The following is a 25,276-nucleotide window of genomic DNA, read 5'->3' as shown; positions in this document are numbered from 1 at the left end:
GGCGGAGGGACTGTCTCCCCGGCCGGCTTATTACCCACCCGGGGACACCCCGTCCGGGAAGCCCGCCGAGGAGCCCTCCTACGCGCACGGGACGGGGAGGACCGCCTTGCTGGGTGACACCATCGGCCGCAACCTGGACCGGGCGATCGCCGCCCACCCCGACCGTGAGGCGCTGGTCGACGTGGCCAGCGGCAGACGCTGGACGTACGCCGAGTTCGGCCGCGCGGTCGACGACGTGGCCCGGGGCCTGGCCGCCCGGGGTGTGGTGAAGGGCGACCGGGTCGGCATCTGGGCGCTCAACTGCCCCGAGTGGGTGATGGTGCAGTACGCCACCGCCCGGCTCGGCGCGATCATGGTCACCATCAACCCGGCCTACCGGCTGCACGAGTTGGAGTTCGTCCTCAACCAGTCCGGTACCGCGCTGCTGATCGCCTCGACGGAGTACCGCACCAGCGACTACCGGGCGATGGCCGCCGAAGCCCGCCCCAAGTGCCCGGCGCTGCGCGCGGTGGTCCATATCGGGGACCCCTCCTGGGACGCGCTGATGGCGGCCGGCGTCGACCTGCCGGCCGGCTATCTCGCCGCCCGCGAGGCCGTGCTGAGCTGTGACGAACCGGTCAACATCCAGTACACCTCGGGCACCACCGGCTTCCCCAAGGGCGCCACCCTCTCGCACCACAACATCCTCAACAACGGCTACTTCGTGGGCGGTACGGTCGGCTACACCGAACAGGACCGGGTCTGCCTGCCGGTGCCCTTCTACCACTGCTTCGGCATGGTGATGGGCAATCTCGGGGCCACCGCCCACGGCGCCTGCATCGTCATACCCGGACCCGCCTTCGACCCGGCCGCGACCCTGCGCGCGGTGCAGCAGGAGCGCTGCACCTCCCTCTACGGCGTCCCGACCATGTTCATCGCCGAACTGGGCCTGCCGGACTTCGCCTCCTACGACCTGACCTCGCTGCGCACCGGGATCATGGCCGGATCGCCCTGCCCGGTCGAGGTGATGAAGCGGGTGATGGCCGAGATGCACATGGCCGAGGTGTCCATCTGCTACGGGATGACCGAGACCTCGCCGGTGTCCACCCAGACCCGGATGGACGACGACCTGGAGCGGCGCACCGCGACCGTCGGCCGGGCGCTGCCGCACATCGAGGTCAAGGTGATCGACCCGGTGACCGGTGTGACGGTGCCGCGCGGCACCACCGGCGAGCTGTGCACCCGCGGCTATTCGGTGATGCTCGGCTACTGGGACGAGCCGGAGCGCACCAAGGAGGCGGTGGACGAGGGGCGCTGGATGCACACCGGGGATCTCGCGGTGATGCGGGAGGACGGATACCTCGCCATCGTCGGCCGTATCAAGGACATGATCATCCGGGGCGGTGAGAACGTCTCCCCGCGCGAGATAGAGGAGTTCCTGCACACCCACCCGAAGATCTCCGACGTGCAGGTGGTGGGGGTGCCGGACGAGCGCTACGGCGAGGAGATCCTGGCCTGCGTCATCCCGCGCGACCCGGCCGACCCACCCACCCTGGCCGAACTCACCGAGTTCTGCGCCGGGCGGCTCGCGCACTTCAAGGTCCCCCGCCATCTGCGGGTGCTCGACGCCTTCCCGATGACGGTCAGCGGCAAGGTCCGCAAGGTGGAGCTGCGGGAGGACTTCGGTCCGCCGCGGAGTACCCGGCGGTGATCAGCCGTTGAGCGCCGGACCCGAGCGGATCAGGTCGTGCGCGGCGTCGTTGACCGGCTGCGGGGTGCCGGTCAGATCCATCACGAACAGCGGAACGCCCAGCCGGTCGGCCCGCAGCCGAGCGTCATGGGCGTAGCCGGCCAGCGAGAAGAAGGCGCCGGCGGCGTCCTCGGTGGCGCAGTTGAGCCACAGGCACTCCACCTCGCGCGAGGCGGTGGGCAGGGTCGTCGGATCGACCTGGGCGACCAGGCCGTCGCCGCGCAGGTCGACGCCGCTGGCCGTGCGGTCGCCGGCCAGCCGCACTCCGGCGAAGCCCAGCCACTTCAGATACCTGGCCGCCGCGGTCAGCGCGTCGCTCGCGGTACGGATGGTGACCGGCCGGAAGGGCGGCCGCGCGGTCGTCGGCGGCGGCGCCTGGCCGGCCGGGGGCGGCGCGGAGCCGTGCGGCACGGGCAGCGGGCCGCCCTCGTCGGGGACCGCCTCGGCGTCCACCGGCAGCCGCACCAGCGCCCCGCAGGGGCAGTCGAACTCCGGCTGCGGCCAGTGGTCGCAGCGTCCGCAGCCCGGGCAGCGCAGCCGCACCCACGAGTCCTCCCAGGACCGGTGCCGCACCTGTGTCGGCGGCCGGCCCGGGCGCAGTGGCGGTGCCAGCGGAGTGCCGCAGGCGCAGGGGAACGTCGGCGCGGTGTAGCGGTGTTCCCGCCCGCAGGCCGGGCAGCGCACCTGCGTGCTCTGTGCCATGGTTCGCAACTCCCGGTCCGGCTACGGCGGATGAGGCCGACGGTGTCTGCTCCCATAGTGCAGGAAGCCGGCACCGCTGTGACCGGACCCGGACACTCCGTGACCCGGGCGGTGCCGGAGCGTCCCGCTCCACCGCGCAGGTCAGGACCACGGAGGGCCGCCGGTCCGCCCCGGACGCCGCGGGAGGCCGAGACCGTTCGCCGTTAAACATTTCCGGATTATTCTTCCCGGGGCCGCCGCGGCCAAGTCCGGACGGCGCGGAAAGAACCGCGGACGGGCGACGGCCGGAAAAACATCTTTCACCTTGCCGTAATACTGCGAGGAATGTCCGGTTGTGCTCGGTCGAGGCGGAATCAACCCGTCCGGTGTGTCCGGGTTGAGGAAGTGGGATCACCTTTGGTGGCATGTCGTCCCGGCAAACACTTCCCCGCCGAATCGGCATCCCCTTTCCTCTGGACAAAGGTAAAGCCGCTGCCGTACCGTCGATCGCGATCGCCGATGGGTGAGGCCGTGAGTGGCCTTTGGTTCGCCGGTGTACTCCTGCCGGGCCTTCGGTGGTCCAAACGGGGCTACGGGGACGGTGGAGTATGTGGTCTGATCCTGCGCGCGCACGGTCGAAACGGCTGCGGACGGCACGGTCGGCGCGGCGGCCGGCGATGCGATTACGCCCGATCACGGCGAGCTGACCTCGATGAATGGCGTCGCGGCGCCCCCGACGGGCAGACGGACCCGCTTCACCGTACTGGGCCTGCTGGCCGTCACCGACGGCCGGGACTCGGTCGCGCTGCAGCCGTCCAGACCCGCCGCGCTGCTCGCCGCATTGCTGCTGCACGCGAATTCCGTGGTGTCCGCCGAATTCCTGCAGCGAGTAATCTGGGGCGAGGAGACGCCGGCCCAGGCGAAGTCCGCATTGCACAGCTGCGTGTTGCGGCTCCGGCGGCTGTTCGGCAAATACGGCGTGGCCGGCAACGCGATCGAGGCGGTACCCGGAGGTTACCGGCTGACCGCCGACGCGGAGACACTCGATCTGGTCGAGTTCCGCGAACTGCTCGGCCTGGCATATTCCGGCGCGGAGCCGGGCCCGGAAAGCGAATTACGGCTGCTCCGGGCGGCCCTCGCCCTCTGGCAGCCGCCGCTGCTGGCCAATGTGCACTCCGACCTGCTGCACCGCGACGAGATCCCCCGCCTCAATGAGGAATGGCTGCGCGCCAGCGAGCGGGTCTTCGACCTGGAACTCGCCGACGGCCGCCACCGCGAGGCGCTGACCGAGATCTGGTCGGCCGCCCGCACACACCCCCTGCACGAACGCTTCACCGAGCAGCTGATGGAAGCGCTGCACCGCACCGGCCGGCGCGCGGAGGCACTCGCCGAGTACCGCAAGGCCAAGACGCACCTGGCGCAGCAGCTCGGGGTCGACCCGGGGCCGGCCCTGCAACGGCTGGAACTCGCGATCCTGCGGGGCGAGGCGGACTTGAGCCGGGGCACGGCCGCTCCGAAGCCGGGGAACGGTTCCGGCGCCGCGTCCGGTCCCCGGGCCGGGCGTACGGCGCCGGCCGCCGCCGAATCCGCCGCGCCGCCGGCCGGCGGCGAACCCGGCGGGGCGGGCCCCGACCTCCCGTACCCGGCGGGCGCCGGTCCGGACGCGGGCCGGCGCGAGGCCGAGGCCGAGGGCGGAGGCGACAGCGACGCCGCCCCGGTCCCCGGGGACCGGGTGCTGGAACGGCTGGTCGGCGCGGGCCTGCTGCACGAGGGGCCGCGGGGCCACTACCGCATGCACGAACTGCTCCGCGCCTTCGCCCGCGCGGCCGCCGCCGACGGTGTCGGAGCCCGCGCCGGAGCCGGCCCGGTCCCTGCCCCGGGCCCCGATCCGGCTCCCACCCCCATCCCTTCCCCCCGGCCCCGCGCCGCTGAACTGCACCCGACGGAGGCGTGACTGAGATGGTGTCACCGGACGAGCGCTACCAGGAGATCGCCGGGACCCGGCCGCGGATCAGGCGGGACGTGCTCTACACCCGGACGCCCACCGGAGTGCACTTCCACAACGCGCGCGGCGGGTTCAGCGTGGTCATGCCGTCCGCCTACCGCTTCGCGTCGCTGATCGTGCCCCACCTCACCGGCGCGAACACCGTGGCCTCGCTCTGCCAGGGACTCGGCGAGAAGCAGCGCGACATGGTCACCCAGCTCGTCGGTACGCTCTACGCGCGTGGCTTCGCCCGGGACGCGGTGCCGCCGGCTCCGGGCGCGCCCGCCCCGCCGCCGGAGGTGGCCCGGCGGTTCGCCGCCCAGATCGACTACATCGACCACTACTCCGACGAGGCCGCCGAACGCTTCCAGCGCTTCCGGCAGACCCGCGTCGCCGTACTCGGCGACGACCAACTCGCCCGCTGGGCGGCCCTGTCCCTGATCCGCAACGGCTGCGCCACCGTCGGTGTACCGGCGGGCCTCGACATCACGGCCCACCGCTTCGCCGAAGTCCGCGCCGAGGCCGAGGCGTTGACCGGCGAGGGCTGCCCGGTGACGATCGCCGTCCTCGAAACGGATTCGACGGCGGGCGAGTTCGGCTGGGCCGACCTCGACGGCTACGACCTCGTCCTGGTCACCGGTGCGGACGCGGCCCGCCGTACCGCCGCCCTCGCCGAGGTGCCGGCCGGCCGCATGCTCGTGCCGGCCTGGGAGTTCGGCGGCTCGGTCGTCATCGGCCCGTTGCTGACGGACGGTTCGCGGGGATGCTGGACCTGCGCGGCGCTGCGCCTCGGCGCCAACGGCGATCCGGCCCACGCGGCGGACCTGTGGAGCGCCTTCGCCCCGGGAGGGGGCGCCACCGCCGACGCGGCCGGCGCCGGGGCGATGGGGGCGGCGCGCGGCCCGGTCGCCGCCATGGTGGGCAATCTGCTCGGCTACGAGGCCTTCCGGCTCGCCACCGGCGCGCTGCCCGCTGAGACCCGCGGCCAGTTGATCATCCAGGACCTCGACTCCCTCGACACCGCGGCTGAACCGCTGCTGCCGCACCCGAGGTGTCCCCGCTGCGGGGTCGCCGCCGGCGGACGGGCCGAGCCGGCCACCGGCCGACTCGCCGAACTCGCGGAACGCGCGGAACTCGGCGGACTGCCCGGCCGGTCGGGCCCGGCCGTCGGCGAACCGGAGGCCGAGGGGAGCGGGGGAGAGGCCGCGCCCGGGAGCGTCGAAGGGGCCCGGAGCGGTGACCCGGACGAGCCCGCCGAGGCAGCCGCCGAGGAGGACGCCGCCCAGGCCGCCCTCGCCGAGATCACCGACCGCGACATCCTCGTGCGGCCCGCCGCGGGTGTCTTCCGGCGCTACGACGACGAGGAGTGGACCCAGACCCCGCTCAAGGTCAGCGCCGTCGTCCTCGGCACCGGCCACGGCGCCGCACGGACCGTGAGTGCCTTCGACGTCCACCATGTCGCCGGGGCCCGGCTGCGCGCCCTCCACCGGGCCGCCGAGGTCTACGCCGAGCACGTGGTCCCGCTGCCCGAGGTCCTGACCGGCGCGGCCCTGGACGCGGCGCGCGGCAAGTGGGCCGCCCTGGCACCGCGAGCGCTGAGCATCGCCTCGGGGCTGGACGGCTCCGATGTGCCGGCCTGGTGCGCCACCACCTCGCTGCTCGGCGGCGAGACCGTCCTCGTACCGGCGGCGGCGCTGCGCACCTTCGGACCGTACAACCGCGACCGCCTCGCCGAGCCGACCTCCGCCGGCACCGGGGCCGGCGGCACCCCCGGCGCGGCCACCGCCCGCGCGGTCATGACCGCCCTCACCCACGACGCGCTGCGGGCCGCCCTGCGCGGCAGGATCCGGATCACCGCCGTGGACCCCGCCGCCCTGGAGAAGACCGGGGACGCCGAACTGACCTTCCTCGTACGGTCCGCGGCGAACCTCGGCGTGCCGCTGGAGATCCTGGACCTGGGCGCGTCGGCCGAGAGCCCCGCTCCCGTCGTGCTGGCCCGGGCCACCGACTCCGCGACGGGCGAGCGCCGTTGGGCCGCGAGCGCCGGGCAGCGGTGGCGGGACGCGGCCCTCGAAGCGGTACGGGACCTGCTGGGCGCGTGCCAGCTGTCCCGCGAACCGCGCCCTCCGGCGCCGCTGGACACCGGTGACCCGCTGCTGCCCGACTTCGACCCGGACACCCTCGCCCCCACCAGCCCGCCGGGGAGCGCGCCCGCCTCCGCCCCCGACCTCACGGCCGGCACCGACTGGCCGACGCTCGCCGCTCAACTCCGCGCGGCCGGGCGGGACCTGCTCGCGGCGCCGGTGCCGGCGCCGGACCTGGCGGCGGGGCGGCTGTACGTCACCCGGGTGCTGCTCACCTCCGGCGGAGCCCCCGATGACGACCGCTGACCTGCGCCCGCGCCCGGCGGGGCCCCCGCCGCGGGCCGCGGACGAAGAGGCCGATGTCACCGCGGGCTTGGCCGGGGCTCTCGCGGAGTCCCTGGCCGGATACGGGCGGAGCGGCGGCCGCCGGTCCCGCGTCGGGCCGCCGGCCGAAGGCGAGTTCGCCGGGCCCGTCGCCGCGACGGTGGCGGCCCTCGGGCTGCGCGACGAACTCACCGTCGTGGAGGGCGATTCGGCGGCCGGTACCGTCGGTGTCCACCTCTACGGGCAGCACGCGCTCGTCGGCCCCTTCACCCCGGACGGCGCACCCGGCTGCTCGCGGTGCCTGGCCCGCCGCTGGCAGGCGGTCCGCACCCGGGCGCTGCGCGAAGCGCTGGAAGGCGGATCGGGCACCCGGGCGGCGGGGCCCGGGCCGTGGGCGGTGCCCTTCGTGGCCGACGCGCTGGCCGCGGTGATCATGGCCAGGGCGGCCGGCCTCCGGGCGCCGGGATCCGGGAGCCGCTTCCCGTACGCCTTCCTGCTCGATCTGGAGACCCTCGCCGTCACCCCCTTCGCCCTCGTCCCCGACGCCGAATGCCCCTGGTGCGGCGAGCAGGTGACGGACAGCGCCGCCAACGCCCTGGTGGAGCGGACTCCTTCGCCCAAGCACGCACCCGACGCCTATCGGGCGCGGCCGGCCGACGAGTACGACGTGCCGCTCGCCGCGTTCGCCAACCCGGCGGCCGGGATGCTGGGACCGGGCGTCGTACCGGACCTGGTCTCCGCCTCCACCTCGTCCGTCGTCGGGTCGTTCCTGCTGCGCTCCGGCGACTATCTGCGGGAGTGCTTCTGGGGCGGCCACACCGCGCGCTACCGGTCGAGTGTCCGCGTCGGGGTGCTGGAGGGCCTGGAGCGCTACGCCGGAATGCGCCCGCGCGGCAGGCGCACCGGCGTGACGGCCGCGTACGACGACCTCGTGGACCTCGGCGAGCAGGTCCTGGACCCGCGCGACTGCGGGCTCTACCCGGCGGACTTCCACCGGGCCGACCCCACCGTGCGGCCCTTCGATCCCGCCCGGCCGATCCCCTGGGTGTGGGGGTACTCGCTGCGGGACCGACGCCCGCTGCTCGTACCGGAGATCGTGGCGTACTACCACGCGCCCGGCGGCCTGGCCAACCGCTTCGTGCAGGAGAGCTCCAACGGCTGCGCGTCCGGCGGGAGTCTGGCCGAGGCGGTCTACTTCGGCCTGATGGAGGTCATCGAACGCGACGCGTTCCTGCTCGCCTGGTACGGCCGGGCCCCGCTGAGCGAGATCGACGCCTCGGGCAGCCGCCGGCCCGAGACCCGGGCGATGATCGACCGGCTGGCGATGTACGGCTACCGGGCCCGCTTCTTCGACACCCGGGTCTCCTTCGCGGTGCCCGTCGTCACGGCGGTCGCCGAACGCCTGGACGGCGGACTCGGCCGGCTCTGCTTCGGCGCGGGCGCCGGCCTGGACCCGGAGGCGGCGCTGGCCGCCGGCCTCTGCGAGATCGCCACCGACGCGGTGAACCTGCGGCGCAGGACGGTACGGGACGAGCCGCGGCTGCGCGCACTGGCCGCCGACTTCCGCCGGGTGCAGGTGCTGCACGACCACCCGCTGCTCTACGGCCTGCCCGAGATGGCCCGCCACGCCGACTTCCTGCTGCGGCGCGACCGTACGCCGCGGGTGCCGCTCGCCGCCCTGGCCCGGGACACCATCGCACCCGGCGCCGACAGCTGGGACGACGTCACCGCGTGCGTCAACGAGGTCGCCCGGGCCGGATTCGATGTGGTCGTCGTCGACCAGACGGCGCCCGAGCAGCGCGAACTCGGCCTCCACACGGCCGGAGTGATCGTGCCGGGTCTGCTGCCGATCGACTTCGGCTGGGCCCGGCAGCGGGCACCGGCCATGCCGAGAACGCTCCGCGCGCTGCGTGAAGGCGGGCTGCGCGCTGAGGACTTGACCCCCGACGACCTCAACCCCGCGCCCCACCCCTTCCCCTGAGGCCTCTGAGCCCCTGGCTTCCCGAACTTCCCCTGGACCTCCGATGAGCCTTCGAGCACGGAAAGGAACGCGCGTGGGATTCGCCCATGAGTACGCGACCGCCATCGTCCGGCGGGGCCGGTATCCCATGGAGCCGGCCGACTGGGTGCCGGACTGGGCGGACCGGCCGCGCAAGGGCAAGCACCATCCCGGCGCCGTCTCCTTCCCGCTGCCCGCGAGCCCGGAGCGGCCCGCCGCCGCCACCGTGGAACGCGGCCTGCACGGCCCGCGCGGCACCGGGGCCTTCACCCTGCCGCTGCTGGCCGGGATGCTCCAGGACTCCTACGGCCTGACCGGCCGCCGGCTCGCCGTCCACGCCAACTCCGACCTCGGCACCCTCCCGGCGTACACCCAGGCCAACTGGTCGCGCGGCACCGCGTCCGGCGGCGGCCTCTACCCCCTCGGCGTGCACCTGATCAGTGGCCGGGGCGGCCCGCTCACCCCGGGTGTCCACTACTACGACACCCGCCACCACGCCCTGCGCCGGCTGCTGACCGGCGACGTCACCGCGAGCGTGCGCGAAGCCGTCGGTCAACCGGCGGCCGGCCACGGCGACTTCCTCGTCGTCACCGGCCACTTCTGGCAGAACGCCTTCAAATACAACAGCTTCAGCTACCACGTCATCGCCATGGACACCGGCGCGCTGCTCCAGACCTGGCGCGTCTGGTCCCGCGCCCACGGCCTCGACCTCGGCCCCGCCTTCTGGTTCGACGAAGCGCGGCTGGGCCGCCTGCTGGGTCTGGATGCGGACGAGGAAGGGGTCTTCGCGGTGGTTCCGCTGCGGTGGGCGGGCGAGCCCGCGCCGGGCGCGGCGCCGTCGTCCGGGCCGGCCGGGGCGAAAGGGACGGTGGAGGACCGCGAGCCGTCGGAGCCACGGGTCCGCTACCGGGACCAGGAGCGCTCCCGGCGGGTCAGCACCTTCGAGACGGTGCGGCGGATGCACGCCGCCACCTCGGCGGGCGCCGCCGAACGGCCGGCGCCCGGATCGCTGGCGGACGCCGCCGCGCCGCCGCTGCCCCCCGGCGGGGAACGCGTCGGGCTGCCGGAGCGGCAGGCGCTGGACATCGGGGTGGGGCAGGCGCTGCGGGCCCGGCGGAGCAGCTTCGGGCGGTTCGAGGCGGCTCGCGCGCTGCCGGCCGCCGCGCTGGCCACCGTGCTCGCGGCGGCGGACGCGGCCGGCACGCTCGACAGCGACGCGGAGACACCCGGCGACGGCCCCCTGACCAGCCTTTACGTCCTCGTCAGCCATGTGGCGGGCGTCGAGCCGGGCACCTACGCCTATGACCGCGCGGACCGCTCGCTGCGCGTGCTGCGGGCCGGGCCGCCGGGGGAGTTCCTCCAGCGCAACTACTTCCTGGCCAACTACAACCTGGAGCAGGCGGCGGCGGTGATCGTGCCCGCCGCCCGGACACACGCGGTGCTGGACGCCGTCGGCGACCGCGGCTACCGGCTGGTGAACGCGGTGGTCGGCGGGATCTCGCAGGCCGTCTACACCGCCGCCTCGGCGGCCGGGCTCGGCTGCGGGGTGGCGCTGGGCTTCGACGCGATCTCGTACACCGAGGAGCTGGGACTCGACCGCACCGGCGAACTGCCGCTGCTGACGATGATGATCGGCCACGAGCGCCCCCAACCCGCCGACTTCCGCTCCGAGATCGCCTGAGCGGCCGCGATGGACGACTCGACGCGTGCATCGGCGCAGGACCCGGCGCGGGACTCGACCCGCGACCCGGCACGGGACGTGACGCGGACCTCGATGGAGAAAGGGCGGATTCATGGGCGCCGTGACCGCTGAGCGCACCGCTTGGCTGCTGCACCGGCGGTTCGTGCTGCGGGTGGCCGGGCTGCCGGTGGAGACCGTGGCGGGCCTGCGGGACCCGCTGGCCCGCGCCTGGGCCGGGCGGGTGCTGGACGCCGAGGAGCGACTGGCGGCGCTGGCGGCGGAGTTGGACGAGCCGCTGACCGCCCTGGTGACGAAAACGGACGACCCCGGACCGCGCCGCGCCGTACTGGCCGTGCGGCGCGAGGTGTTCAACGGCCGGCTGCCCCGGGACCCGGCGGCCGTGCGGGAGTTGGCGGCGGCGATCGGCGGCGGTACGGGAGAGCGGCTGGTCGGCTGGATGGAGGCCCGGCAGCAGCTCGCCGGGCTGCTCGCCGACGGCGGACCCGTACTGGCCGAAGGACTCGCGCGGGCGCGCGGGCGGCTGCGGACGCTGGCCGGGGAGGACCGGCTGCGGCGCGGGCTGGTACTGGCGTCGCCCACGCTGGACAGCCAGCTGGACGCCTTCGTCGCCGACCCGTCCCCCGTCCCGGACAAGCGGGCCCGGAAGAAGGAGCGCTCACTGCTCGCCTACCTCTACCGCACCGCGTGCAAGACCAGTCCGTTCAGCACCTTCACCGGCGTCGCGGAAGGGCACTTCCAGCGGGACGCCCCCGATACCGTCATCGGCCGGGAGTGGACCGGCCACCCCCGGCTGAACGTCGTCGTGCTCAGCCGCCTCGCCGAGCTGATCGCCGCCGACCCGGGCCGTCGTGCCGACCTGCCGGTGGCCCTGTCCGCCGGGTGGGAGCTGGACGACGACCGGGTGCGCTACGTACGCCGCTCGGTGACCGCGGGCGACGACAGCGCCGCGGTCAGTTTCGACGCCGCCCACGACCGGCTGTTCTTCCTGCGCCGCCGCGGCGTCCTGGAGCGGCTGCTCGGTCTGTTCGGCGAGCGCTCGGTCCCGCCGCGCTACGCCGAACTGGAGGCGTGGCTGGCCGCCGAGACGGGCGCGCCGCCCGAGGAGGCCGCCCGTTACGCCGCCACGCTGCTGGACCTCGGCATGCTCCAGACGGCCGGCCTGGAGACCGACGTGCACGCCCGCGACCCGCTGCGCTCCTTCCAGACCGCGCTGCGCGCCCTGAGCCGGGGCTGGGCCGACGAGACCGCCACCTCGCTGGACGCGGTGGCGGCGCGGGTCCGGCGCTACGCCGCCGCCGACGCCGCCGGACGACGGGCCCTGCTCGGTGAGCTGCGGCGTGAACTGATCACCGTCCAGGACGCGTTGGGCGCCGAACAGCCGTCCTTGCCGCGGACGCTGCTCTACGAGGACGTCAGCGAGCGGCCGGTGACCGCCGACCTGGACCGCTGGACCGAACTGGCCGCGGCTCCGCTGCACGCCCTCACCGGCATCCTGCCCGCCTTCGACGTGGCGCTGCCCCAACGCCTCACCCTGAAGGGCTTCTTCCTGGCCCGCTACGGGCGCGGCGGGCGCTGCGACGACCTGCTGCGGCTCGTGCACGACTTCCACGAGGACATCTTCACGCAGTACTTGCAGTTCACCGCTCTCAAGTCACCCTGGGCGCCGGACGGTTCCCCGGCGCCGGAGGAGAACTGGCTGGGCATGCCCGAGGTCACCGCGCTGGACCGGGGCCGCGCCGAGTTCACCCGCCGGATGCGGGAGCTGTGGCGGACCCACCCGGACGCCGCCGCCGAACTGCGGATCGACGAGGCCACCGTGGACGCGGTGCGGGCCGAACTCGCGCCGCTGGGAGGCACGTTCGCCCCGCACAGCCACTTCGTGCAGCTCGCCGACCGCGAGCGGGACCCGCTGGTGGTGCTCAACAACTCCTACGGCGGGCTGTGCTTCCCCTTCACCCGCTTCACCCACTGCTTCGACGCGGACACCGGCGCTGAGACCGGCGCTGACGCCGAGGCGGTCACCGGCACGTTCGCCGGCGCGAGCGAGGACTTCAGCGGCCAGCTGCGCGCGACCGTGCGCGGATGGCAGCCGCCCGGATCGGTGTTCGCCGAGGTCACGGCCGGCTCCGCGACCACCAACCTCAATCTGCACGGCCGCCTCACCGACTACGAGATCGTCTGCCCCGGCGAGAGCAGCACAGCGCCGCCGGACGCCCGGATCGACCTGGACGACCTCTACGCCGAGCACGACGAGACCGGCGACCGGCTGGTGCTCCGCTCCCGCCGCCTCGGCCGCGAGGTCGTCCCGCTCTATCTCGGCTATCTGGTCCCCATGGTGCTGCCCGAAGTCCCGCGCACCCTGCTGCTGTTCTCGCCCACCTCGCGGGCCCGGCCGGACGTGTGGCGGGGTGTGCCCGAAGGCCCGGCCACCGAAGGGATCACCACCAGGCCCCGGGTCCGCTACCGCGGCCTGGTGCTGCACCGCCGCCGCTGGACCGCGCGGCCCGGCGCGCTGCCGGTGCGCGGACCCGCCGCCGACGACGCCGCCGGGTATCTCGGCTGGCAGCGCTGGCGGCGCCGGCACGGTCTGCCGGACCGGGTGTTCGCGACCGTACGGCCGCTCGCCCCGGACGGCGGCGAGGGGCCAGGGGCGGTCTTCGGCGGCGGCGCCAAACCGCAGTACGTCGACTTCGACAGCCCGCTGTCGCTGCTCGCCCTCGAAGGGCTGCTGGCCGGCGGCCCGGCCGTCACCGACTTCGAGGAGATGCTGCCCGAGCCGGACGAGTTGCACGTCTCCTCTCCGCGCGGCCGTCATGTCGCGGAACTGGCCGTGGAGATCGTCCCCCGCCCGGCGGCGGCCGCCGGGCCCGAACAGCAGGGAAGGCAGGACACCCGCGGATGACCACCACCCCGCCGCCGGACGAACGCGGCGACTGGCAGGCATACCACGTCTTCTACGCCGCCAGCACACGCCCCTTCCTGCTGCAGTGCGCCCGCCCGCTGGTCGCCGAACTCACCCGGGACGGCCTGCTCAGCGGCTACTTCTTCATCAACTACTGGCTGGAGGGCCCGCACATCAGGCTCCGGCTGCGCCCCTCCTCACCCGGGGCCGCCCCCGAGGTCGCCGAGCGGGCCACCCTCGCCATCGCCGGGTTCCTGCGCCGCAGACCGGCGTTGTACGAGGTCAAGGACGGCTTCCTGGCCGAGCTCTACAACACGCTGTTCGAGCTGGAGTACCCCGGCGGGGAGCGGGACCGCTACACCGACGCCGCCGGGCGGATGCGGCTGCGCCCCAACAACTCCTTCAGCCCGGAGCCCTACGAACCCGAGTACGGCAAGTACGGCGGCCCGGCCGGGGTCGAGCTGGCCGAATGGCACTTCCAGCGCTCCAGCGACCTGGTGATCGACGCCGCCGCCGGGATGAACCTCCATCTGCGGACCGTACTGCTCGGCGTGGCGGCGCAGTTGATGATGACCATGTCCGCCTGCCTGCTGTCCGACGAGGCGGTGCTGCTGGAATTCCTCGACCGTTACCACGAGTTCTGGAACGCGGCCTTCACCGGCACCAACTTCACCGCGCGGGACGGCTACGACCGCGCCTACGGCTCGATGGACACCGCGCTGCCCCGCCGCTTCCGGGACATCCGGCGGGCGGTCGCCGGGTCCGCGACCGAGCGGCTCCCCGGCTTCCTTGGCGGCTGGGCCGAGCACTGCCTCGAACTGCGCGCCCGCGTCGGTGAACTGGCGTCCAACGGCGACCTGGTCTTCCGCTCCTGGGACGGCGCCCGGGAGCTGCCGGTCACCGACCCCGGCCGGGCACTGCCGATGCTGGCCTCGCCGTACACGCACATGACCAACAACCGGCTGTCGGTGAGCGTGCGCGACGAGGCCTACCTGTCCTATGTCCTGGCCCGCGCGTTGCGCGAGCCCCAGCCGTCGGCGGCGCCGTGACCACCACCGGACTGCTCGATCTGCGCCCCGCGGTGCGCCCCGACATCCTCGTCGGGCCCGCGCTGACCCGCGGCCCGGCCCTCGTCCACCTGGTCAAGGACCCGGTGAGCGGCGCCCGGCTCGAAGTGGGCGTCAAGGAGCACTTCATCATCACCCGGCTCGACGGGACCCGCTCGCTGGCGGAGATCGGCGCGCGGTACGCCGCCGCGTTCGGGGTCCGGCTCGGCGAGGCGCAGTGGCGGCAGCTGCTGCGGCTGCTCTCGGTCCGGGGGCTGCTGGCCGGTCCGGGCGTCGGTGCGGGCGCGGGTGCGGACGTCGGTCCGGGCGTTGGTCCGGGGGCGGGACCACCCGCCGCCGAGCCGCCCCGCGCCCCGGAGCGGACCGCCCCCGGGGGGACATGGCTGGCCGGACGGACCCGGATGGTCGCGGACGCGCCCGCGCTGATGGACCGGCTGCATGCGGCCACCGCCTTCGCGCGCGGCCGGGCCGCGCCGGCCGCGCTGCTCACGCTGTGCGCGGCGCTGCTCGCCGCCGAGGGGGTGCGGTTCGGCGCGCTGGCGCACGACACCGCGCGGCTCTTCGGCCAGCCGGTGACGCTGTGCGCGGTCGGCGTGGTGCTCTGGTTCAGTCTGGCGGCGCACGAGTTGGCCCACGGCCTGGTGGCCCGCCGCTACGGGCTGCGGGTGACCGAGATCGGGCTGCGGCGAACCGCCGGATTCATGACGTACCTCTACTGCGAGGTGGAGGATGTGCGCTTCCTCGGCCGTCGCGGGCAGCAGGTCGCGATCGCGGCGGCCGGGGCGGTCGCCAACCTCGTCTTCCTGCTGCCCTTCTGGCCGGTCTGGGCGCTGCTGCCCGGCCGTGCGCAGGCCGTGCCGTTCTTCGGCGGGCTGCTGCTGCTCGGCACCGCCATGGCGCTGCTCAATCTGATCCCCCTGCCGCCGCTGGACGGCTACAAAGCCCTCGGCTACGCCTTCGGCACGCTGCGGCTGGCCACCGAGAGCCGCGTCTTCCTGCGGGTGGCGGCGCGGACGGTCCTGCGCCGCTCCACCGCGCCCCCGGTGGCGGCCTATCCGCCACGGCTGCGCGTCCTCTACACCGCGTACGCCGTCGTCTGCGCCGCGCTGGCCGTCGCCGCGCTGACCGCGGCCGGACTGCTGTCCCGCGCCTGGCTGCCGTCCCGGTGCTCCGCCTGGACCCCCTATCTCCCGCTGGGCGTGGTCGCGGTGGCCCTCCTGCTGCGCCTCGCCGGTCTGCGCACGGCGGCCCGCCGGGCCGCCCGGACCCCCGCGCCCGCCCCCCGCGCACCGGCACCGGCACCGGCTCAGGCTCAGGCACCAGCACCGGCGCGACCCGCCACCCACCCGCCACGGAAAGGCGACATGGAGACATCCGAACGGCCCACGGAGACCGAGCACGCGGTGGTTCTCGAAGGGGTGAGCAAGCGGTACGGCGAGGTGATCGCCCTCGACGGGATCTCGCTGACCGTCGGGCAGGGGGAGTTCTTCGGGATCCTCGGGCCGAACGGAGCCGGGAAGACCACCCTGGTCGAGATCGTCGAGGGGATGCGGAAGGCGGACGCCGGCACGATCACCGTCTTCGGGCAGCGCCCCTGGCCCCGGAACATCGCGTTGCTGCGCCGGATGGGGGTGCAGACGCAGGCGTCCGCGTTCTTCACCCGGCTGACGGCGGCCGAGCACCTGGAGACGGTGGCCGCGCTGCACGGCCTGGACCGGGGCGCGGCCTACCGGGCGCTGGACGGCGTCGGGCTGGCCGGCAAGGCGCGCAGCCGGGTGGACGACCTGTCGGGCGGCCAGCGGCAGCGGCTCGCGCTGGCCACCGCCCTGGTGCACGACCCGGACCTGATCTTCCTGGACGAGCCGACCGCCGCGCTCGACCCGGAGGCGCGCCGGGCCCTGTGGGAGGTGCTGCGCTCGCTGCGCGGGCAGGGCCGGACCATCGTCTGCACGACCCACTACCTGGACGAGGCCGAGGCGTTGTGCGACCGGGTGGCGATCATCGCCCGCGGCGCGCTGGTCGCGCTGGACGCCCCGACCGCGCTGATCCGCTCGCTGGCCGCCCCCGCCCGGCTGCTGGTGCCGGCCGGCCGGATCACCCCCGAGCAGGCCCGGGCCATCGAGGGTGTCGAACGGGTGACGGTGGAGGGCGGCGAGGTCGTCATCGAGACGCACGCGGCCAACCGGGTGCTCGTCGCGGTCGGCGAGTACGTCGACATGGACGCCATCCAGACCCGCACCGCGACCCTCGAGGACGCGTATCTGCGGCTGACCGGATCGGAGCACGCCCGATGACCACCGCCTCCGGCGCGCTGACCCGGGCCGCGTATCTGGCCTCGGTACGCGACCGCACCACCGTCTTCTTCACCTTCGCCTTCCCGCTGGTCTTCCTGCTGGTGTTCGGGCTGCTCTTCCGCGGCCAGAGCGTCGAGGGCGGCCTGCCCTACATCAACTACGTGGCGCCCGGAGTGCTGGCCTGGGGCGTCGGCAACGCCGCGCTGTTCGGTCCGGCCTTCGCCCTGATGCACTGGCGGCGCGACGACATCCTGCGGCTGGTGTGGCGCACACCGACCCCGCTGGCCACCGTGCTCGGCTCGCGGTTCGCGGTCGCGGTGAGTGTGGGGCTCGCGCAGGCCGTGCTGTTCACGGCGGTCGCGCTGCTCCCGGTGTTCGGGCTGCGGCTGTCGGGGGACTGGCCGCTGGCCCTGCCGCTGCTGGTGCTGGGGGTGGCCGCCTTCCTGGCGATGGGCCTGGTGGTGGGCAGCCTGGCCGACACCCCGGAGGCGGTCGCGGCCATCGCCAACTGCGTGATGGTGCCGATGGCGTTCCTGTCCGGCGCGTTCTACCCGGCGGATCTGCTGCCCGGCTGGATCCGGACCTTCTCCTGGGTGCTGCCGCTGCGCTACCTCGACCACGGCCTGACCAACGTCTTGGCCGGGCGCGGCGATCCCGGACCGCTGGCCCTGGACTGCGCCGGGCTGGCCGGATTCACCGTCCTGTTCGGACTGATCGCGGCCCGGACCTTCCGCTGGAGCAACCGGACATGACCTCGGACACCGCCGAACTCCTCGCCCCCGCCGCCGGATCGAGCCCGATGGAGGCCGCCGGACGTGAACTGGAACTGCGGCTCGCCCGCCGGACCGCCGGGCGGGGCGACCCCGCCGCGCCCCTGGTCGCCATGCTCGGCGCCCACGACGTGCTGCGGCCCGAACCTCCCGAGCGGGCCGGGCGGCGGGCCGTCGCCACGGTGCACCTCACCCCGGAGTCGGTGCTGATCGGGCCCTGGGGCGGGGCGGCCGACCCGGCCGACCCGGCGTACGCGTGCGGGAGTTGCCTCGCGGTGCGCTGGCAGCGCCTGCGCACCCGGACCGAACGCGAGGCGCTGGAGACCGGGGCGGACCTCACCGCGGCCGGCGGGTGGCCGGTGCTGCCGGACTACGCGGCCGACGCGGTGGCGGCGCTGCACTCCTGGGCGTTCACCCGCCCGGAGCCCTGGCCCGACGGGCTGGCGCGGGTGACCCGCTACGACCTGGAGACCGGCCGGGTGCGTACCGTGCCGCTGCTGGCCGAACCGCTGTGCGGCGCGCCCTGCCACCAACGCCCGCGCGAGGAAGAGCCGTTCGCCCTGGAGTCCCGGCCCAAGGAGGCCGCCGACCGCTACCGGCTGCGCGCGCCTTCCGGCTACCCCCTGCCGACCGGCGCGCTCGCCAACCCGGTGTGCGGTGTGCTCGGCGCCGCCACCTGGAACGACGTGACCTCCCCGACCACGGCGCCGGTCGCCGGCACCGTCTTCATGCGCGGCTATGCCGGACTGACCGACGTCACCTGGAGCGGCCAGGCCAACTCCTTTTCCAGCAGCCGTGATCTGGCCTTCCTCGAGGGGCTGGAACGCTACGCCGGCACCCACCGCCGCACCCCCGGCGGCGGGTTGACCGAGTCCTACGACAACCTCGGTGACGCGGCGCTCGATCCGCGCGCCTGCGGGCTGTACGCGCCGAGCACCTACCGCGACGACCCCATGCTCGCGCCCTTCGACCCGGCCCGCCCGATCCCCTGGGTACGCGGCCACTCGCTGCGCGACGACCGCCCGGTGTGGGTGCCGGCCCGACTGGTCCACTACAGCGCCGGCACCGACGCCGATCCCTTCGTCTTCGAGTGCTCCAACGGCTGCGCCACCGGCAGTTGCCTGGAGGAGGCGATCCTCTTCGGCCTGCTCGAACTCGTCGAGCGCGACGCCTTCCTGCTCGGCTGGTACGGCGACGCGCCGCTCCCCGAGATCGACCTCGCCTCGTGCGGCAGCCCGACGATCCGCGCGATGACCGACCGGGCCGCGCTGTGCGGCTACGACGTCCATGTCTACGACAACCGGATCGACCTGCCCGTGCCGGTCGTCACCGGGCTCGCCGTCCGGCGCGACGACGGCCCCGGCACCCTCGCGTTCGCCGCCGGGGCCGCCTTCGAGCCGGAGGCGGCGGTGGAGTCCGCGGTCTCCGAGATCCTCACCTATCTGCCGCACCTGCCCCGCCAGGTCGCCGAACGCCCCGCCGAACTGGCCGCCATGGCCGAGGACTTCAGCCTGGTCAAACGCCTCCCCGACCACGCGGCCCTCTTCGGGCTGCCCCGGATGAAGCGCTATGTGCGCGGCTATCTGGAACCGCCCGCCGTACGGTCGCTGGCGGACACGTACCGGAGCTGGGAAGGCGCGCGGCCGCGCAGCGGGGACCTGCGGGACGATGTGCGCTGGCTCCGCGACCGGCTGGCGGGCGCCGGCTCCGATGTGATCGTGGTCGACCAGACGGCGCCGGAGCAGCGGCGGATGGGACTGCGCACGGTGTGCACGATCGTGCCCGGCCTGCTGCCCATCGACTTCGGCTGGGCCCGCCAGCGCGCGCTGACCATGCCGCGGCTGCGTACCGCGCAGCGGCGCGGCGGCCTGCGCGACCACGACCTGCGCGAGGACCAACTGCGGCTGGTCCCGCACCCGTTCCCGTAGCGGCGCGGACGGGAGCAGGGTGGGCCGGGCGGTGCGGCGGGACGCGAGAACCGTACGGAGGGCCCGCGGCCGTCGCGGCGGCGGGCCCTCCGTCCGGAGCGGCCGAGGATCAGGCGGTGCAGCTGGTGGTGCTGGTCGTGCTGGAGCAGGTGCTGGTGCTGGAGCAGCTGGTCGACGAGCCCAGCATGACCTCGCTCGCGTCGGAGTAGTCGGTGATCTCGAAGGTCTCCGACTCCAGCTCCAGGATCTCCTGGGCGAGGGAGGCGAGCGGGGTGTTCAGCTGGGAGATGTCAGCCATGGGGGACTCCTTCTCGGCGACGGGACCGGCCCACCGCGGGCCGCGCCACCCTTTCTACGCGCGTCCACTGGCACATCCGCTGGCCGATCGCTGTCACCCCGCTGTCACACCCGCCCCGGCCTGCCCACGGTCCCCCGAAAACCACCGGACGGAGATCCCGTTGACCAGCCTCCCGCAGCAGCCCGCGCCCGGCCCGCCCGGTGATCCCGCCGTCGCGGACGCGCTCGGACCCGCCGCCGAGCTCTATCTGGACCTGCACCGGCACCCCGAGCTGTCCGGGCACGAGCGGCGCACCGCGGCGCGGCTGGCCGAGCGGCTGGCGGCCCACGGCTACGACGTGACCCGGGGCGTAGGCGGCCACGGCGTGGTCGGCGTGCTGCGCAACGGCCCCGGGCCGGTGGTGCTGCTGCGCGCCGAACTGGACGCGCTGCCGCTGCGCGAGGACACCGGGCTCCCGTACGCCAGCACGGTCACCGGCGCGGAGCCGGCCGCGCACGCCTGCGGGCACGACGCGCATCTGGCCTGCGCGGCGGGGGCCGCGGCGCTGCTGGCGGGCGGCGCCGCCCGCTGGCGCGGAACGCTGGTGGTGGTCGGGCAGCCCGCCGAGGAGACGCTGAGCGGGGCCGCGGCGATGCTCGCCGACGGGCTGTACCAGAGGTTTCCCGTGCCCGACGTGGTGCTCGCGCAGCACACCGCGCCGCTGCCCGCCGGAATGGTCGCGCACGCCGAAGGGCCGCTGCTGGCGGGCAGCGTCACGCTGGAGGTGGTGCTGCACGGGCGCGGCGGGCACGCCTCCGCGCCGCAGTTCGCGGTGGACCCGGTGGTCACCGCGGCGGCGACGGTGCTCCGGCTCCAGACGATCGTGTCGCGCGAGACCGGCCCGGGGGAGCCGCTGGTGCTCACCGTGGGGAAGCTGCACGCCGGCGGGGCCGGGAACGTCATCCCGGACCGGGCCGTCCTGGAGATCACCCTGCGGGCCTTCGCACCGGACACGCTGGACCGGGCGCTGGCGGCGGTGCACCGGATCGTACGGGCCGAGTCGGCCGCCTCCGGCGCCGACCGGGCGCCGGACATCCGGGAGCTGTCCCGGTCCGGGGTCACCATCAGCGACCCCGCACCGGCGGCGGCCGTGCGGCGCGCCCACGAGGAGGCGTTCGGCGCCGCGCGGGTGGCCCGCTGGCAGCCCTCGACGGCCACCGAGGACTTCCCGCTGCTCGGCCCGGCCGGGATCGCGCTGCACGGCGTGCCCGGCATCGGGGCGGCCTACTGGATGCTCGGCGCGATCGGCCCCGAGCAGTGGGCGGCGGCCGGCGCCACGGCCGCCGAGCGGCTGGCCGCGGTCCCCGGCAACCACTCGTCCCGCTTCCGTCCGCACGTCCGGCTGACCCTGGAGACGGGGATACGCGCCCTGGCGGTCGCGGCCCGCGCGTGTCTCGCGGCCCCGGAGCCGGCCGGTCGGGTCGGCTAAGGTCGCCACCGAGTCGCCCTCCTCGCTGGAGGGCCGAGAACCTCGCAGCCGCCGTGGGGGCCCTGGTGAGACTGAGGCTGGAATGCACGACCGAGCCGTTCGACCTGGACGAACCGCCGGAGCACGCGCTGGTGGCCCGTGCGGTGGTCGGGAACGGCACCCTCGACGCGGTGGACGTCGGCCCGTTCGGCAACACCGCGGAGGGCTCCGCCGAAGCGGTGGTCGAGGCGGTCGCGGAGCTGCTGCGCCGTACCCTCGCGGCCGGGGCCACCCGGGTGTCGATGCAGGTCAACGTGCTGACGGAGGGCGGGGCGCCGCCGGCCGACACCGCCCACGTACCGCCTGGCCGGGACCTCCGGTGAGCCGCCCCGAACCGCACCCGCTGGCCGCCGCAGTCGGGCCGCTGGTGGGCGCGATCGGCGCCGAGATCGTGGCCGCGGCCGACGCCCGCGCCGACGACGTGGTGCTCAGCTGGGAGGGCGAGCCCGTGCTGGCGGTGCGGCTGCCCCGTCTGGCCGATTCCCTCGACCACATCCTGGCCGACCTGCGGCGCCGGCACGGCCCGCTGTCCGAGCTGGGCCGCAAGGAGAAGCAGACGGTCGTCCGGATCCTGGAGGAGCGCGGCGCGTTCGCGCTGCGGCACGGGGTGGAGACCGTCGCCTCCGCCCTCGGGGTCAGCCGCTTCACCGTCTACAACTACCTGAACAGGGAGAACGCCGCCCGCACCACCCAGTGAGCACGACTGGGGCGGCAGGTCCGCGCCGCCCGGTGATTCAACAGACTGTTGACGTTGCCGGCCGGCGGCTCTTAGCCTGCCCTGTGACTTCCAGCGCTTCGCCGGGTCTGGCCCGGCTCAATGAAGCCGAGCGGCCGGCCCTGTCCGAGCGGCTGCGCGATGTCTGCGCGAGTACGGCCTGGGGCGCCCTGGTGTCCGCCGGACGGCCGTACGCCTCGCTGGACGACCTGCTGGCGGCCAGCGACACCGCCATGGCGGCGCTCACCCCCGCCGACCTCGGCGAGGCGATGGCCGGCCACCCGCCGATCGGCCGGCCCGAGCCCGGCGACCCGACCTCGGCCCGGGAGCAGAGCGGGGTACGGGACGAGGAGCGCGCCGAGCTGCTCCGGCTCAATCTGGCCTACCAGGACGCCCACGGCCATGTCTTCCTGATCTGCGCCACCGGCCGCAGCGGCGCCCAGATGCTGGCCGCGCTCAAGGAGCGGACCGGCAACGACGAGGCGACCGAACGTGAGATCGTCCGCGCCGAACTGGGGAAGATCAACCGTATCCGGCTCACCGGGCTGGTGCACCGACTGGCCGAGCGGGAGCAGTCATGACGTCCGTGTCCACGCACATCCTCGACACCAGCGCCGGCCGCCCCGCCGCGGGCGTCGCCGTCGAACTGTCGACGCGCCCCGCCCCGGACGCGCCCTGGACCCCGCACGGCGCCTCGAAGACCGACGCGGACGGCCGCTGCAAGGATCTGCCGGCCCTGCCGGACGCGGCCGGCCACGTACGCCTCCGCTTCGAGGTCGAACCGTATCTCCGGGCCCGGGAGGCAGCCGGTGCCGGAGAACGCCCGTCGCAGGGCCCGGTCTTCTTCCCTGAGGTCGCGGTCGTCTTCGCCGTCGCCCCGGGCGAGCACTATCACGTACCCCTCCTGCTCAATCCGTTCGGCTACTCCGTATACCGAGGGAGCTAGCACCGATGACCGACGCATCCCGCCCGGCCCGGGTGACCCGGCTGGGCCCCAACCAGTACGGCAAGGCGGAGACCCGGGTGGTCCGGATCGTCCGCGACGGCGCGACCCACCGCGTCAAGGACCTCAATGTCTCGGTGGCCCTGTCCGGCGCCATGGACGACGTCCACCTGTCCGGCTCCAACGCCACCGTGCTGACCACCGACACCACCAAGAACACCGTCTTCGCCTTCGCCAAGCGGCACGGCATCGCCTCCACCGAGCAGTTCGGCATCCACCTGGCCCGGCACTTCGTCACCAGCCAGCCGTCCATCCACCGGGCCCGGATAAGGATCGAGGAGTACGGCTGGGAGCGGATCGCCGCCCCCGGCGCCGGCGGCGGCGAGCACTCCTTCGTCCGCACCGGCCAGGAGACCCGCACCACCGAGGTCGCCTTCGACGGCGGCGGCTGGCAGGTGGTCTCCGGCCTGCGGGACCTGGTGGTGATGAACTCCACCGACTCGGAGTTCTGGGGCTTCGTCAAGGACCCGTACACCACCCTCAAGGAGACCCACGACCGCGTGCTGGCCACCGAGGTCACGGCGCGCTGGCGGTTCAACTGGACCGACGAGGGCCGGCCCGCCCCGGACTGGGACGAGTCGTACGGGCAGGCGCGCCGCCATCTGCTGGAGGCGTTCGCCGACACGTACTCGCTCTCGCTCCAGCAGACGCTGTTCGCGATGGGCAGCCGGGTCGTGGAGAACCGCGCCGAGGTGGACGAGGTGCGGCTGTCGCTGCCCAACAAGCACCACTTCCTGGTGGACCTGGAGCCGTTCGGCCTGAAGAACGACAACGAGGTCTACTTCGCGGCCGACCGACCGTACGGACTCATCGAGGGCACGGTGCTGCGCGAAGGGGCCGAGGCCCGTATCCCGGTGACGGACTGAGAGGGCTGCCATGACAGTCGAGGGGACCACCGCCGAGCGGATCGTCATCGAGAACGCGGCGGTGGCCGCGGTGGACGCGGCGGGCACCGAGTACGAGACCGGCTACGTCGTGGTCGCCGGGAATCTCATCGAGTCCGTCGGCGCCGGGGCGGCGCCCGCCGTCGAGGGCGTGACCCGGCGGATCGACGCCACCGGCCACCTGGTCACGCCGGGCCTGGTCAACACCCACCACCACTTCTACCAGTGGCTCACCCGGGGGCTGGCCCAGGACAGCAACCTCTTCGCATGGCTGGTGGAGCTGTACCCGACCTGGGCGCGGATCGACGAGCCGATGGTGCACGCCGCCGCCAGCGGGTCACTGGCGATGCTGGCGCGCGGCGGTGTCACCACCGCCATGGACCACCACTACGTCTTCCCGCGCGGCGCGGGCGACCTGCTCGGCGCCGAGATCAGGGCCGCCGCCGAGCTGGGGGTGCGCTTCACCGCCGCCCGCGGCTCGATGGACCTCGGCAGGAGCGCGGGCGGGCTGCCGCCGGACTTCGCGGTGGAGAGCACCGAACGGGCGCTGCTGGCCACCGAGTCGGCCGTCGACACCCACCACGACCCGTCGTTCGGCTCCATGCTGCGGATCGCCGTCGCGCCCTGCTCGCCGTTCTCGGTCTCCACCGAACTGCTCAGGGAGGCGGCGGTGCTGGCCCGGAGCAAGGGCGTGCGCCTGCACACCCACGGCAGCGAGACGGTGGAGGAGGAGAAGTTCTGCCACGAGACGTTCGGCATGGGACCCACCGACTACTTCGAGTCCACCGGCTGGCTCGGCGACGACGTGTGGATGGCGCACTGCGTCCATATGAACGACGCGGACATCGCGGCCTTCGCCCGCACCGGCACCGGGGTCGCCCACTGCCCGTCCTCCAACGCCCGGCTGGCCGCCGGGATCGCCCGGGTGCCGGACATGCTGGCCGCGGGAGTGCCGGTCGGCCTCGGGGTGGACGGCTCGGCGTCCAACGAATCGGGCGAGCTGCACACCGAGTTGCGCAACGCGCTGCTCATCAACCGCCTGCGCGGCGGCGAGAAGGCCCTGACGGCCCGTCAGGCGCTGCGGCTCGGCACCTACGGCGGCGCCCAAGTCCTCGGCCGCGCGGCCGAGATCGGCTCCCTGGAGGCGGGCAAGCTCGCCGACCTGGTGCTGTGGAGACTCGACGGCATCGGTCACGCCTCCATCGCCGACCCGGTGGCTGCCCTCGTCTTCGGCCCCCCGGCCCCGGTCACCCTCTCCCTGGTCAACGGCCTCCCGGTGGTGGAGAACGGCCACCTCACCCGCGCCGACGAGGACACCCTGGCCGCCCTGACCCGCACCGAGGCCCGCCGGCTGGCCGAGATCGCCGGCCTGCGCTGAGCCCCGCCCCGGCCCCGCCTGCGGAGC

Annotated in this window: 19 protein-coding genes; 17 read left to right on the top strand and 2 right to left on the bottom strand. The window is 74.4% G+C overall.

Annotated features, from left to right (window positions below):
* Window positions 1-106 precede the first annotated feature (106 nt).
* On the top strand, window positions 107-1,690 hold the full coding sequence (locus ACFO3J_RS06210) for an AMP-binding protein (RefSeq protein WP_386426891.1): 1,584 nt from the start codon (window positions 107-109) through the stop codon (window positions 1,688-1,690).
* Here ACFO3J_RS06210 and ACFO3J_RS06205 read toward each other — a convergent pair whose 3' ends face one another.
* Window positions 1,691-2,431, bottom strand: coding sequence for a hypothetical protein (locus ACFO3J_RS06205; protein WP_386426889.1), 741 nt, complete (start codon window positions 2,429-2,431; stop codon window positions 1,691-1,693).
* Between the two features lie 691 nt (window positions 2,432-3,122).
* Here ACFO3J_RS06205 and ACFO3J_RS06200 point away from each other — a divergent pair.
* The 9 genes from ACFO3J_RS06200 to ACFO3J_RS06160 all read left to right on the top strand — a co-directional run bounded on the left by ACFO3J_RS06200 (window position 3,123) and on the right by ACFO3J_RS06160 (window position 19,464).
* Window positions 3,123-4,364 carry an AfsR/SARP family transcriptional regulator gene (locus tag ACFO3J_RS06200; protein ID WP_386426887.1) on the top strand — a complete coding sequence of 414 codons (1,242 nt, stop codon included), beginning with the start codon at window positions 3,123-3,125 and terminating at the stop codon, window positions 4,362-4,364.
* A 5-nt stretch (window positions 4,365-4,369) separates the two neighbouring features.
* Window positions 4,370-6,784, top strand: a complete 2,415-nt coding sequence (locus ACFO3J_RS06195) for a TOMM precursor leader peptide-binding protein (RefSeq protein ID WP_386426942.1) — start codon at window positions 4,370-4,372, stop codon at window positions 6,782-6,784.
* Window positions 6,771-8,783: a TOMM precursor leader peptide-binding protein gene (locus ACFO3J_RS06190; RefSeq protein WP_386426885.1), complete on the top strand. Its 2,013-nt coding sequence runs from the start codon at window positions 6,771-6,773 to the stop codon at window positions 8,781-8,783. Before ACFO3J_RS06195 ends, ACFO3J_RS06190 begins: the two co-directional genes overlap by 14 nt.
* Before the next feature lie 73 nt (window positions 8,784-8,856).
* Entirely contained in the window at window positions 8,857-10,482 is a 1,626-nt protein-coding gene (locus tag ACFO3J_RS06185) for a SagB family peptide dehydrogenase (protein ID WP_386426884.1), read from the top strand.
* Between the two features lie 121 nt (window positions 10,483-10,603).
* The gene (locus ACFO3J_RS06180; RefSeq protein ID WP_386426882.1) at window positions 10,604-13,405 is read left to right on the top strand and encodes a lantibiotic dehydratase; all 2,802 of its coding nucleotides are present in this window, start codon (window positions 10,604-10,606) and stop codon (window positions 13,403-13,405) included.
* Window positions 13,402-14,454 carry a lantibiotic dehydratase C-terminal domain-containing protein gene (locus tag ACFO3J_RS06175; RefSeq protein WP_386426880.1) on the top strand — a complete coding sequence of 351 codons (1,053 nt, stop codon included), beginning with the start codon at window positions 13,402-13,404 and terminating at the stop codon, window positions 14,452-14,454. Before ACFO3J_RS06180 ends, ACFO3J_RS06175 begins: the two co-directional genes overlap by 4 nt.
* Before the next feature lie 1,382 nt (window positions 14,455-15,836).
* A complete protein-coding gene (locus tag ACFO3J_RS06170) occupies window positions 15,837-16,766 on the top strand; it encodes an ABC transporter ATP-binding protein (RefSeq protein ID WP_386426940.1) in 930 nt (309 codons plus the stop codon).
* The gene (locus tag ACFO3J_RS06165; protein WP_386426878.1) at window positions 16,763-17,518 is read left to right on the top strand and encodes an ABC transporter permease; all 756 of its coding nucleotides are present in this window, start codon (window positions 16,763-16,765) and stop codon (window positions 17,516-17,518) included. Before ACFO3J_RS06170 ends, ACFO3J_RS06165 begins: the two co-directional genes overlap by 4 nt.
* The gene (locus ACFO3J_RS06160) at window positions 17,515-19,464 is read left to right on the top strand and encodes a TOMM precursor leader peptide-binding protein (protein ID WP_386426877.1); all 1,950 of its coding nucleotides are present in this window, start codon (window positions 17,515-17,517) and stop codon (window positions 19,462-19,464) included. The genes ACFO3J_RS06165 and ACFO3J_RS06160 overlap by 4 nt, the downstream gene beginning before the upstream one ends.
* Window positions 19,465-19,573: 109 nt before the next feature.
* On the opposite strand, the gene ACFO3J_RS06155 is transcribed toward ACFO3J_RS06160, so the two are convergent.
* Window positions 19,574-19,762 (bottom strand): thiazolylpeptide-type bacteriocin, encoded by a 189-nt coding sequence (locus ACFO3J_RS06155; RefSeq protein WP_386426875.1) that lies wholly within the window; start codon window positions 19,760-19,762, stop codon window positions 19,574-19,576.
* Between the two features lie 160 nt (window positions 19,763-19,922).
* Between ACFO3J_RS06155 and ACFO3J_RS06150 the strand changes: the two genes are divergently transcribed.
* The 7 genes from ACFO3J_RS06150 (at window position 19,923) to ACFO3J_RS06120 (ending at window position 25,249) form a co-directional block, all read left to right on the top strand.
* Window positions 19,923-21,230: an amidohydrolase gene (locus tag ACFO3J_RS06150; protein WP_386426873.1), complete on the top strand. Its 1,308-nt coding sequence runs from the start codon at window positions 19,923-19,925 to the stop codon at window positions 21,228-21,230.
* Window positions 21,231-21,295: 65 nt separating this feature from the next.
* Window positions 21,296-21,592 (top strand): hypothetical protein, encoded by a 297-nt coding sequence (locus ACFO3J_RS06145; RefSeq protein WP_386426871.1) that lies wholly within the window; start codon window positions 21,296-21,298, stop codon window positions 21,590-21,592.
* Window positions 21,589-21,966, top strand: a complete 378-nt coding sequence (locus ACFO3J_RS06140) for a helix-turn-helix domain-containing protein (protein WP_386426869.1) — start codon at window positions 21,589-21,591, stop codon at window positions 21,964-21,966. Before ACFO3J_RS06145 ends, ACFO3J_RS06140 begins: the two co-directional genes overlap by 4 nt.
* A gap of 83 nt (window positions 21,967-22,049) precedes the next feature.
* Window positions 22,050-22,565, top strand: coding sequence for a 2-oxo-4-hydroxy-4-carboxy-5-ureidoimidazoline decarboxylase (uraD, locus tag ACFO3J_RS06135; RefSeq protein WP_386426867.1), 516 nt, complete (start codon window positions 22,050-22,052; stop codon window positions 22,563-22,565).
* On the top strand, window positions 22,562-22,930 hold the full coding sequence (gene uraH / locus ACFO3J_RS06130) for a hydroxyisourate hydrolase (RefSeq protein ID WP_386426865.1): 369 nt from the start codon (window positions 22,562-22,564) through the stop codon (window positions 22,928-22,930). The genes uraD and uraH overlap by 4 nt, the downstream gene beginning before the upstream one ends.
* A 5-nt stretch (window positions 22,931-22,935) precedes the next feature.
* Window positions 22,936-23,853, top strand: coding sequence for a factor-independent urate hydroxylase (gene pucL / locus ACFO3J_RS06125; protein WP_386426863.1), 918 nt, complete (start codon window positions 22,936-22,938; stop codon window positions 23,851-23,853).
* 10 nt (window positions 23,854-23,863) lie between these two features.
* Window positions 23,864-25,249, top strand: a complete 1,386-nt coding sequence (locus ACFO3J_RS06120) for an 8-oxoguanine deaminase (RefSeq protein ID WP_386426861.1) — start codon at window positions 23,864-23,866, stop codon at window positions 25,247-25,249.
* Window positions 25,250-25,276 lie beyond the last annotated feature (27 nt).

Source organism: Streptomyces polygonati, assembly GCF_042650325.1.
GTDB classification, from domain to species: Bacteria; Actinomycetota; Actinomycetes; order Streptomycetales; family Streptomycetaceae; genus Actinacidiphila; species Actinacidiphila polygonati.
Note: the sequence above shows the minus strand (reverse complement) of the source record. Positions and strands in the feature narration are given on the sequence as shown.

Bases quoted from the DNA above. Each gene is read 5' to 3' on its own strand.
- ACFO3J_RS06205 (WP_386426889.1), bottom strand. From the start codon at position 2,431: ATGGCACAGAGCACGCAGGTGCGCTGCCCGGCCTGCGGGCGGGAACAC.
- ACFO3J_RS06200 (WP_386426887.1), top strand. From the start codon at position 3,123: ATGAATGGCGTCGCGGCGCCCCCGACGGGCAGACGGACCCGCTTCACC.
- ACFO3J_RS06195 (WP_386426942.1), top strand. From the start codon at position 4,370: ATGGTGTCACCGGACGAGCGCTACCAGGAGATCGCCGGGACCCGGCCG.
- ACFO3J_RS06190 (WP_386426885.1), top strand. From the start codon at position 6,771: ATGACGACCGCTGACCTGCGCCCGCGCCCGGCGGGGCCCCCGCCGCGG.
- ACFO3J_RS06175 (WP_386426880.1), top strand. From the start codon at position 13,402: ATGACCACCACCCCGCCGCCGGACGAACGCGGCGACTGGCAGGCATAC.
- ACFO3J_RS06170 (WP_386426940.1), top strand. From the start codon at position 15,837: ATGGAGACATCCGAACGGCCCACGGAGACCGAGCACGCGGTGGTTCTC.
- ACFO3J_RS06165 (WP_386426878.1), top strand. From the start codon at position 16,763: ATGACCACCGCCTCCGGCGCGCTGACCCGGGCCGCGTATCTGGCCTCG.
- ACFO3J_RS06160 (WP_386426877.1), top strand. From the start codon at position 17,515: ATGACCTCGGACACCGCCGAACTCCTCGCCCCCGCCGCCGGATCGAGC.
- ACFO3J_RS06155 (WP_386426875.1), bottom strand. From the start codon at position 19,762: ATGGCTGACATCTCCCAGCTGAACACCCCGCTCGCCTCCCTCGCCCAG.
- uraH (WP_386426865.1), top strand. From the start codon at position 22,562: ATGACGTCCGTGTCCACGCACATCCTCGACACCAGCGCCGGCCGCCCC.
- pucL (WP_386426863.1), top strand. From the start codon at position 22,936: ATGACCGACGCATCCCGCCCGGCCCGGGTGACCCGGCTGGGCCCCAAC.
- ACFO3J_RS06120 (WP_386426861.1), top strand. From the start codon at position 23,864: ATGACAGTCGAGGGGACCACCGCCGAGCGGATCGTCATCGAGAACGCG.